This is a genomic window from Candidatus Hydrogenedens sp. (assembly GCA_035378955.1).
Classification (GTDB): Bacteria; Hydrogenedentota; Hydrogenedentia; order Hydrogenedentales; family Hydrogenedentaceae; genus Hydrogenedens.
On the sequence record DAOSUS010000101.1, the window covers coordinates 1 to 10287 of the forward strand.

At 32.4% G+C, this 10287-nt stretch carries 11 protein-coding genes; 7 read left to right on the forward strand and 4 right to left on the reverse strand.

Annotated elements, in window-relative coordinates:
• A partial coding sequence (locus PLA12_13545) for a DUF1731 domain-containing protein (GenBank protein HOQ33518.1) occupies positions 1 to 528 on the forward strand: 528 nt, incomplete at its 5' end.
• Here the strand turns inward: PLA12_13545 and PLA12_13550 are convergent.
• The 4 genes from PLA12_13550 to PLA12_13565 all read right to left on the reverse strand — a co-directional run bounded on the left by PLA12_13550 (position 512) and on the right by PLA12_13565 (position 5954).
• Positions 512 to 1210 (reverse strand): hypothetical protein, encoded by a 699-nt coding sequence (locus tag PLA12_13550; GenBank protein HOQ33519.1) that lies wholly within the window; start codon positions 1208 to 1210, stop codon positions 512 to 514. The genes PLA12_13545 and PLA12_13550 overlap by 17 nt on opposite strands.
• Positions 1211 to 1234: 24 nt before the next feature.
• Positions 1235 to 3148: a FlgT C-terminal domain-containing protein gene (locus tag PLA12_13555; protein ID HOQ33520.1), complete on the reverse strand. Its 1914-nt coding sequence runs from the start codon at positions 3146 to 3148 to the stop codon at positions 1235 to 1237.
• 83 nt (positions 3149 to 3231) lie between these two features.
• Entirely contained in the window at positions 3232 to 4695 is a 1464-nt protein-coding gene (locus tag PLA12_13560; GenBank protein ID HOQ33521.1) for a serine/threonine-protein kinase, read from the reverse strand.
• Positions 4656 to 5954: a tetratricopeptide repeat protein gene (locus PLA12_13565; protein ID HOQ33522.1), complete on the reverse strand. Its 1299-nt coding sequence runs from the start codon at positions 5952 to 5954 to the stop codon at positions 4656 to 4658. Before PLA12_13565 ends, PLA12_13560 begins: the two co-directional genes overlap by 40 nt.
• Before the next feature lie 728 nt (positions 5955 to 6682).
• Between PLA12_13565 and PLA12_13570 the strand changes: the two genes are divergently transcribed.
• The 6 genes from PLA12_13570 to PLA12_13595 all read left to right on the forward strand — a co-directional run bounded on the left by PLA12_13570 (position 6683) and on the right by PLA12_13595 (position 10162).
• Positions 6683 to 7447, forward strand: a complete 765-nt coding sequence (locus tag PLA12_13570; GenBank protein ID HOQ33523.1) for a FoF1 ATP synthase subunit a — start codon at positions 6683 to 6685, stop codon at positions 7445 to 7447.
• A gap of 105 nt (positions 7448 to 7552) precedes the next feature.
• Positions 7553 to 7798: an ATP synthase F0 subunit C gene (gene atpE, locus PLA12_13575; GenBank protein HOQ33524.1), complete on the forward strand. Its 246-nt coding sequence runs from the start codon at positions 7553 to 7555 to the stop codon at positions 7796 to 7798.
• A 12-nt stretch (positions 7799 to 7810) separates the two neighbouring features.
• Positions 7811 to 8242, forward strand: coding sequence for a hypothetical protein (locus PLA12_13580; GenBank protein ID HOQ33525.1), 432 nt, complete (start codon positions 7811 to 7813; stop codon positions 8240 to 8242).
• A complete protein-coding gene (locus PLA12_13585; GenBank protein ID HOQ33526.1) occupies positions 8212 to 8997 on the forward strand; it encodes a hypothetical protein in 786 nt (261 codons plus the stop codon). Before PLA12_13580 ends, PLA12_13585 begins: the two co-directional genes overlap by 31 nt.
• A 15-nt stretch (positions 8998 to 9012) precedes the next feature.
• Positions 9013 to 9597, forward strand: coding sequence for an ATP synthase F1 subunit delta (gene atpH / locus PLA12_13590; protein HOQ33527.1), 585 nt, complete (start codon positions 9013 to 9015; stop codon positions 9595 to 9597).
• On the forward strand, positions 9575 to 10162 hold the full coding sequence (locus PLA12_13595; protein HOQ33528.1) for a hypothetical protein: 588 nt from the start codon (positions 9575 to 9577) through the stop codon (positions 10160 to 10162). Before atpH ends, PLA12_13595 begins: the two co-directional genes overlap by 23 nt.
• The last annotated feature ends 125 nt before the right edge of the window (positions 10163 to 10287 follow it).

The following is a 10287-nucleotide window of genomic DNA, read 5'->3' on the forward strand; positions in this document are numbered from 1 at the left end:
GAAACGGGAGAAAAAGGAAATGGTTTTTTGTCTACTCTTTGTGAAAATTGGGAACATTCTGCTCAAATAGCAATATCATCTGGTATTAAAACTGTTTTTATGCGTTTTGGTATCATAATGGGAAAAGATGGTGGTTTTTTAAAAAGACTAATGAAAATATATCGTTCAGGCTTAGGAGGTGTAGTTGGAAAGAGAAATGCATTTTTGAGTTGGATAGCCATAGAAGATTTGTGTAATGCTGTGACTTTTCTGTTAAAACAAGAACATTCTCAAGGTCCTTATAATTTTGTTTCACCATATCCCATTACGCAAAAAGAATTCTGTTCTATTTTATCAAAGGCTGTAAAGAGACCAGCATTTTTTCATATTCCACCTTGTTTTATAAGAACATTTTTAGGAGAAATGGGAAGGGAGTTGTTTTTAACAGACCAAAAAGTTTTCCCAGCCAAACTATTAAAGGAAGGTTTTGTTTTTACCTTTCCTCATTTTGCTGAATATCTTGAATATCTCTTTAAAGAACCCCTATAAGATATAATCCACCTAATCCTAAAAACGAAAACAAAGTTAAAATAATAAATAAAAGAACAAACCAAAACCAGATGAATACTCCACCTACAGGGAATACTTCATGAAAATTTCTGACATCTATAAAGGTTTTGCGTAATGATAAAATGTCTAAAAAACTAAATTTTTCTTTTTCACCAACTGCTATCCAAAATTTTCCTTCTCGGGGTTCAGGAATATAACCTACAATATAGTAATCTCCTGTTTTAGGTAATATATACTCAACTGGGGGGAATATCCATGAATATGTTCCTGTAAATTCTTCATGAAATATTTCTGGTTTTTGTGATTGTGTAGTAAAAACCTGTCCTCCATATTCTATTGGCACTGCAAAGGGAACTGTTATAGGGGGCAAACTTTTCGAAATAATTGCACATGCCGGGAAATATACCGGTTTTGAATCATCTAATTTTGGAGAACCTAATTGTATTTTAATTTTTTGGTTTTCTTTACCAAAAAATTTTAACCAGATTTCTAATTTCCCTTGTGTTGCATTGTGATATGCTACCTGTGAAATGTCTATGTTTTCTATATTATATGGATTATCAATACTTGATGGTCCACCATCAATAACAATAGGTTTATGGGCAAAACTATTTGCACATACAAAAGGTATCACTAATAACATAATCAATAGTGTCTTCATAAATCCCTCCTTTGTTAGTTTTTATTAAAACAGATTTCCCTTTACTTTCATTCCTTTTTCTACTTTTGCATCTTGTTTAGATAGTTTTAGTGTTCCTGTTGCGTATTCATCTTCTACTTCTTGTATTTCTATCTGTCCAATTGGTTCCTGCCTAAAACCCACTTTTTTACCGTTGATTTCAATAGGTTCCCCTTGTCGTAAGATAGTTAAAACGCAACCTTCTTTAATACCATGATTTTTTCCCAGATTTACAGTTACAGAGTTATCGGATACAGATATAACTGTTCCTCGAACATTTCTATTTGTTTCTTTGAAGCATTGTTCCATTTCTTCAGTAATTTTTTGAATGGTTGTGATTAAATCATTCTCATTAATAACACTTGAACACTGTCCAACGATTTCTGTTGTTTCTGTATCCACAAGACGAACATATACCATAGGAGATTTGCCCAATGAAGCAAACTCTATGAAACCTAAAAATCGTGCTGAGAGAACTTTTCCCAATTGCCTTTGTGTTTCTGCAGAGGCTAAATCCGAACTTCCTAATTGTAATTCCTGCAAAAGTTTGTCCAACATTTCTCTTTCAACAACCTGCACGGGTGTAAGTTTGTTTTTAACTGTTTTTTCGAGTTCTCGCTGGAAAGCACTATCAATTCCTGCTCTGTCAAGCAGCAATCCTTGTGCAACGGTATTCCCTTTCAAGAAGGCTATTACGGGTGGCTTTGTATCCCATGTATCACCAGATATTACCCCACTTTCTTTTAATTCTTTAAACCGAGTTGTCAATTGCGATATCTGTTCCTGTATAACCTTTTGTCTTTCTACATCATTATTTTTTTGTATCTGTTCAGTAATCTGCTGTAATAACAACTGAGTTACCTGGTCTTCTCCCCTCTTCGCTGCTTCGGTTAGAATTTCTTTTGCCTTATCCAATTCACCCTTTTTTTGATGAACTACGGCTTTGTTACTCAAAGCCACAACATTCATCGGATCGAGCGATACGGCTTGTTCAAATTCTTGTAATGCCTTTGTATCATCACCTGTTTCTTGAGATATTCTGCCCTGAGCGTTTAAGTTTTCTGCCTTCATCCAATCGTATTTTATTTTGCCTTCATTATTTTGGAGAATTGCTCGGGCTTCTTCAGTTTTGCCTAATTTTGAAAGAGCCATACCCTTAATAGTTTGAGCATAACCATCATCGGGCACTTGGTCTGCATATTCAATTGCTTTTTGGTAATCGCCCTTCATATATGCAAGTTTTGCTAAACCTGCTGTAGCATTTATCGCCCCGAACTCTTTTTCTGCCTCATCAATTTTACCCTGTTCAGACAAAATATATCCTTTAAGTTCTTGCAATTCTTGTGAAGCATTTGTTTTTTCATCCGGAATGGATGTATCCAACATTTTACTTGCAGTCTCTAAATCTTTCTTTCTATAAAAGAATTCCGCAGTTTCTTTCAGCAAACTTAACTGATGTCCTCCTCCCCTTAAAACTCTTTCAATAACCATTGAGGGTGGAGCAACAAATAAAATCATAGGAAGGACATCTACCTTGCTAAGCCACGATTTATCGGATAGTTCCTGCTCCGATACAATCTTAAATTTTAAATCCAATCTATTCGCAAATTGTTTAAGTCCTTCAGTATTTTCTTTACAGCCAATACCGATAATTTCAAGTTTTTTCCCTCCAAATTGAAGGTCTAATACAGATAATTTCGTTGCCATTTCTTCGCCTGCTTTGGGAGAGAATAGGAAAATAACTAAAACGGGTTCGTTTTTCTCAATATAATTATTTAAGTTTATTTCTTCTCCGTTAATATCTTTTGCTGTAAATACTGGGAATTTATCATTTTTTACAAATGTTTGTGCAAAAGCACTTGTCCCCAAAATTGATGCTAAAAATATAGTATGTAGCACCAAAAAAAACCTTGTTCTCATATACATAAAAAATCTCCTATTTAATCTTTCTTGTACAACCAATCTCTTTAATAATTTTACCATCTTTAACGAATTTTTGCTCATTATCTTTTAATGGGAGGTAAAAGAATATGTTTTGCAATTGTTTCACCGGGTTCTTTTGGCTTTATTACAGGAGGTAATTCGCCTGTTAAAGTATCATTGCCCCTTCGAACTGTCCATGAAATTGAATCAGGTTTTCCTTGAAATTGTGCAGTTTCCCCTGTACTATATTTTTCATTTTTATACACAACTTCCCCTGTTTGGTCTTTTATCTCTAATTCGACGGTTCCTTCAAAAGGAGAAATTTTATCAGATATTCTCTTTAAATCCAGATAATTTTGAAAATCTTCATAGGCTTCATTATCTTCAGCCTGCCAGATATTAAATATTGCTTTCCCAAAATATGGTTCGTTTATTTTTGTATTAACATTATTTCCTGTAGCATTCTCTTTTCCAGTCGAATAAGAATAAACAATTCCCAAAATTACACCGATTGCTATTAATATAATTCCTATAATAGCCACAAACTTTTGTTTCATTCTGATATTGTCATGAATTTTATCCAGTTCTTCATCTGTTTTCTTACCGATACTTTCATCTGCCAACATAGTAGGTGCTTCTGATATGGCCTGGCCATTATCTTTCTTCTCTGTTTTGTTTATAGCATTATTAAGGGCTTTTGAAAATTCCTCCATATTTTCATATCGTTCATCGGGATTTTTACTCATAGCCTTCATAATAACGCTGTCTAATTCTTTTGGAACTCGTATATTCAAATCAGAAGGAGGCAGGGGTTGGCTTCTTAATACTTTATGCATAATTACATTCAAAGTATCTCCAACAAATGGTTTTTCTCCTGTTATAAGTTCATACAAAACTACAGCCAGAGAAAATTGGTCGGATTTTCCATCTACCTTCCCACCCGTAAATTGTTCCGGACTCATATAATGTGGAGTACCGATTAATGTCCCTTCTTGAGTAAGAGTAGAATCCGGAAGTCGAGCAACTCCAAAATCTGTAAGTTTTATATTCCCATCCTTCGTTATTAATATATTTGACGGTTTGATATCCCTATGGACTATTTTGTGCTTATGAGTCTCATTTAGTGCACTACATGTAGCATTCGCTACTTTAATAATTTCTTCCATAGACCATATTTTCTTTTTACTTATCAATGATTTTAAATCCTCACCTTCAATATACTCCATCACAATATAAGCTAACCCCTCTTCCTCGCCCATATCATAAATAGTTACTACATTGGGATGTTGTATTTGACCTGCCATAACGGCTTCGCGTGAAAATCGAATAAATATTTCGTCTGCAATACTGGCGCTTACCGATAGGTCTTTCCGTGCTGTTTTAATTGCCACTTTCCTTTTAATAATAGGGTCATATCCTTCATACACAATACCCATCGCCCCTTTACCAATTTCTCGGATTATTTCATATTTCCCAATTTTCTTGGGTATTTGAGAATCTTCAATTACTGTATCTTCTTTTTTTTCTTCATCTCTTCTATCCATAAAGAAACTTTCTCCCTGTCTGAATTTTCTTTGGTGTGTTTTGTATATTCCTGAAAATATTGGATAGCCTTTTCTTCATCTTCCCTTTCCAGGTGTATTAACCCGAGATTATAATACGCTAAAGCATATTCCTTATCTAAATCAATCGCCTTATTAAAGTATTTTTCTGCCTGTTCAAATTGATTCATTCTTCTAAATGTTTCTCCCAAATCATTATACACCTGTGGACATGTAGAACATAACTCAATTGCCTTTTCAAAAATGGTTTTCGCTTCATCTAATCGATTTTGTTTCAACAATAAACGTCCTAAATTTCTTGTTGCTTCTAATGAATTAGAATTTGTATTTATTGCCTGTTTATATGCCTTTTCTGCAGTAGATAAATCACCTAATAGTTCGGATACTACCCCCAGATTAAACCATGCTTCAAAGAATTCCGGGAATAATTGTGCGGATTTTTTATAATATTCGAATTTCTTTTTTATATCATTCGTGTTTACTCCTCTATTATATGCTTCTATTGCAGATAATATAGTAGGGTCTATATCCGGTAAGGGAATAATTTCTGTTTCTATCAATTGATTTTTATTTGTTTCAATTCTATTATTATATCTTTTATACATAGGCGTCTTTTCTAAAAAGTTTTCTATCTCTTTTGACGAAATTGCCAATGAAAATGCAGTTCCTTCCAATTTTCCTATAATCATTCCTATAAAAATACCTTCTTTATTAAAAACGGGAGCACCACTTGCACCCGGGTCTGCATATAAAGTTAATTGATAAACTTTGTTCCCTTTATAGATACGATTGGGATTGGAAACTGTTCCAGTAATAACTGAAAAAGCCAGATTATCGGGTGAAGCCAATGTAAATATACTTGCTCCTGCATTAACCGTTTCTGTATTAAAAATATCCACCCAGGATTGAAAATTTTGCTGGGATTTTAAAACAGAAATATCCTTGTCTTCTGATATATACTCTACTTTCAATGGAAATACATTTCCATTGATTGTTTTCCCTTCTATTTCTTTAACATCTTTTACTTGATGTGCTGTAGCAAGAACATACCCATCTGGAGAGATACAAAAACCACTTCCCTGAATGATATTACCATCATTATCTATACAGTTAATTAGAAGCACTGTATTCTGTTTTTGCTTGACTAAATCTTCCAAACTTACATCTGAAAAAATAATAGGAGATAAAAATAGATATACCAGTAAAAGGAAAGTATTAAAGTATAAAAAAGAAAGTCTCATGTGGTATTCTCTAACTATCTAATAATTGTTTATTATCATTTTAACATGAATAACTATTTATTTTTTCTATTTAAATTTATCAAATATTATGAAGATTAATAAAGATTTTATAAACACATTAAGTACGGTATCTAATTTAGGGTTCTCTTTATGTATATTAGTTCTTTTTGGTTATTTCATCGGAAATAAATTAGATGAGTATTTTCAAACAAATGGGTTTTTGTTAGCAATTTTTATTATTTTATCAATCGTAACGGGCTTTATTGGTTTTTTTATCACAATATTTAAGAAAATAAAATGAGCGGGCAAAAATTTATATTCATATTTCTTATTACAGGTATTTTTGCATCATTTCTTCTTACAATCCTTTTTTCTGTTTTTTGGGGATTGAAAACTATTTATTTCTTTATTTCTTGTATATTTAATATATTTTTAACTTTCTTTTATGGTAAATATCTCGAATCTTATTTATCATCAAAAAAAGTTAACTTTATTGTTTTATGTGGCGTTATGAAATTGTTTCTTATTGCTTTATTCTTTATACTAACGATTTACTTTTCGGATAGAAAAATTTCAACTATTTTTTTGACTTTTTTAGGTTTACTCATTGCACCTATTACAATAAGAGGTGTATCATACTACTATAATTTATCTTAAATCACTGAAATTATATATTTTGGGAATACTCGATATATTTTTATATCTTACTAAAGTAGCAGGTATTTATCATGGAAGAAATAGGAAGACGATGGGTTCTTTACTATATACCCGGTACTGATATACTAATACCGGGAGGGGGAATACATGTCTTTACCGTGATATCTTCATTTTTTATCGTAATGATTTTGCTCTTGATAAGTTATATATTTTCTCATCGTTTTCAACACATTCCTACAAGAACACAATCGTTGCTCGAAATAGTTGTTTTGTGGTTTAAGTCGTTAATCGAACCGATTATAGAAACTTCAAATGCGAATATTTTATACGAAGTATTACCCTTTGTTTCTTCTCTTTTTTCTTTTATATTTTTTGCTATTTTATTTTCTTTGATTCCTTTACCTTATATGGAAGAACCTACCGGTGATTTGAATTGCACTATTGCTCTTGCTCTTTTATCACTTATTTACAGTTGGGTTACTGCTGTAAGATTTAAAGGGATACAGGGTTTTATCCGAGAATTTCAAGGACCTTTATATAATGATGATTCAGAAAGTTCTCAAAAAAACACTTTACAAAAACTTTCCGTTCTCTTTTTCTTCCCCTTCAAAATTATAGAGGAGGTTTCCAAAATTATTTCCCTCTCCTGTCGTCTTTTTGGGAACACTTTGGGTTCAGGAATCGTAAGCGTTGTTATTGCCACACTTACATTTTATATTTTTGTGCCTATTATATTTAACATGTTATTAACCGGTTTTGAGGCGTTTATTCAAGCATTTGTTTTTGCCTCTTTAACAACGGTATATATTTCATCTTACTTAGCAGAAAACCATTAAACAAAATATAAGGAGTTTTTTATGGATATTCACACATGGTATAACATGCTAAATTTTGTTGTTGCCCAAACAGCAGAAACAGCCCAACAAAACTCTAGTATTTCTATGACAGGTGAAGACTTACGAGTAATATTTGCCTGTTTATCTGCCGCTTTTACAATTGCAGTAGCGGGTTTAGGAGCGGCTCTTTCTGAAGGTTATGCTGCTGCAAAAGCATGTGAAGGGGTAGCAAGAAATCCTGAGGCGTCGGGACCTGTAACAAGAACCATGATAATAGGTCAAGCCGTTACTGAATCTGTTGCCATTTATGCATTGGTAATAGCCGTCATTATTCTTTTCTTTATGGTGTAAACCAGAGATACTATGATTAGTATAAATTTAACCCTCTTAATTGAACTTCTTTTATTCCTCTTTTTCTTTATTTTTGCGAGGAAATATATCTGGAAACCCCTTTTGCAAACAATCAAAGAACGAGAGGAATATTTTCAAAGAAAAGAGAATGAAATTGAAACCACAATTCAAAAAGCAAAAGAATTACGAGAAGAATATAAAAATACATTAGAACAGGCTCAAAAATCACTTGATTCCAGGATAGACAATACAATACGAAATGCTTATATTGAACAAAGAGCATTAATTGAACAGGAACAAAAAAAGGCAAATGAACAACTAATTCTTTTCCGAAATAAATTAGAAAAACAATTTTGCATGAATAGTACAGAAATTCAAACACATGCGGAAATATTATCAGAGAAGATAATCCAATGTCTGACACAACAAAAACGAATTTTTTAACTCGACATAAAAAATTCCTTATTAGAGTTTTAACATTTTATCTAATAGGGATAATAGGAGGAATATATTTTTTCCACTCCCCTAATTTATCCAAGGACTATTTACAAAAATATGAGCAAGAGCATAGAATTTATAAAGAAATTAGTAAACATCCTGATTATTACAAATTTTTACAAAGACCTCATCTATATAAAGGTTCACCGGAAGAGTTAGAAAAGTTTAATTTTGCAGCAAATTATGAAAAAAATCCAGATTTTTTAAGGGAAAAAGAGAGAATCTTTTATTATACCTTATGGTTCAAAACATTAGACTTTTTAATTATCATTTTCATAGTTTTTCATTTTGGATGGCAACCTTTATTGAATTACACATATACCTATCAAAGGCACATATTAAACAAACAAAATGAAATTGATAATCGTATACGGCAAAGCAATGAAGAGGAAGTAAAGGCAAAAAATCTTTATCAAACTCTACCCAATGTAATAAAAGAAAGGGAATATTATAAAGAATCTTTTTTGGCTCAGCGACTATCTGAAATTGAAAAACAAAATCAACAGGCTTTAGCACAAATTGAATTTCTATTGGAAACAAGGAAACAAGAAGCGATTTTACATTGTATTAACGAAGTAAAAAGACAATTGATAAATGAATCCATAAAGAAGGCTGAACAGGAATTAGTAGCATCAGAAACCCCTGAAAGATTAGAACAAACTGTTGAAAAATTTAATTTCTTAATAACGATGATTTCATAAATTGGAATAAGGGATATGAATCTTATAATACGGAATAGATTAGCCCAGCGATACGCAGAGGCATTAAAGTCTTTTATAAAAGATGAAAATGACCTCGTTAAAGTTAATGAAACATATCAGATACTCGCCTATTTATTAAAAAAAGAGCCTCGATTTCTTACTTTCTTAACCAATCCTGTTATCCCTTTTGAACAAAAAAAGAAAATATTAAACCAAATTTTTGAAATTACAGATTCACCTGAATATTTTAGAAATTTCTCGAACTTTCTTATAAAACATAACCGAGCAGGAATAATAAGGGAAATATCAAAGGTATTTTCAGAGAAGATTGACCCGTGGTTAAATCAAATTGAAGTTGAAGTTACAACAGCGACCCAGTTACCTGGAGAATCTGAAAAATCACTTATTAAAACCCTGGAACGATTTACAAAAAAGAAAGTTCGACTTGTAAAACACATTAACCCGTCTATATTAGGAGGAATTATAGTCCATTTTTATGGATTTTCATTTGATTTTAGTTATCGCACACAATTGGAAAAGTTAAAAGAAGAAATTATGAAAAAGGAAATTTCTATCAATGATATACAATCCACGAATTGATGAGATTACCAATCTTATCAAGCAACAAATAAGTTTGTATTCAAGTTCAATTGATGTTTCTGAGACAGGAACCGTAATCCAAAGTGGTGACGGTATAGCCCGAGTATTTGGTCTGAAGAATGCTTTCATGGGTGAATTGATTGATTTACCCCATGGAGTAAAAGGAATTGTTTTTAGTTTAGAAGAAGACCATGTTGGGGTTATACTTCTGGGGGATTATGAACTAATAAAAGAAGGGGATGTTGCTAAAAGGACATGGATGATATCCTCTGTTCCTGTTGGAGAATCTATTTTAGGTCGTGTAGTAAATGCTATTGGTGAGCCTGTAGATACAGGTGACCCTATACAAGCAGAAGCACATTACCCTGTGGAACGAATTGCCCCAGGCATTATTGATAGGACTCCTGTAACTGTTCCACTTCATACAGGCATAAAGGCCATTGACTCTATGGTACCTATTGGAAGAGGACAGCGAGAATTAATAATTGGAGACCGACAAACAGGTAAAACATCTATAGCCATAGAATTTGGCTGTACAGGAGGTTTTTCTTTTGCAACTTCCTGAGATTGTTTCTCTGGCTTATTATCAGGATTATTTGAATTTTTGCTTCGTTTAATAATCATTTTTACTACTTTGCAAGTTTTTCTTTTAAGTAATTATAAACTACGTTTGATACATGAGGTGAAATT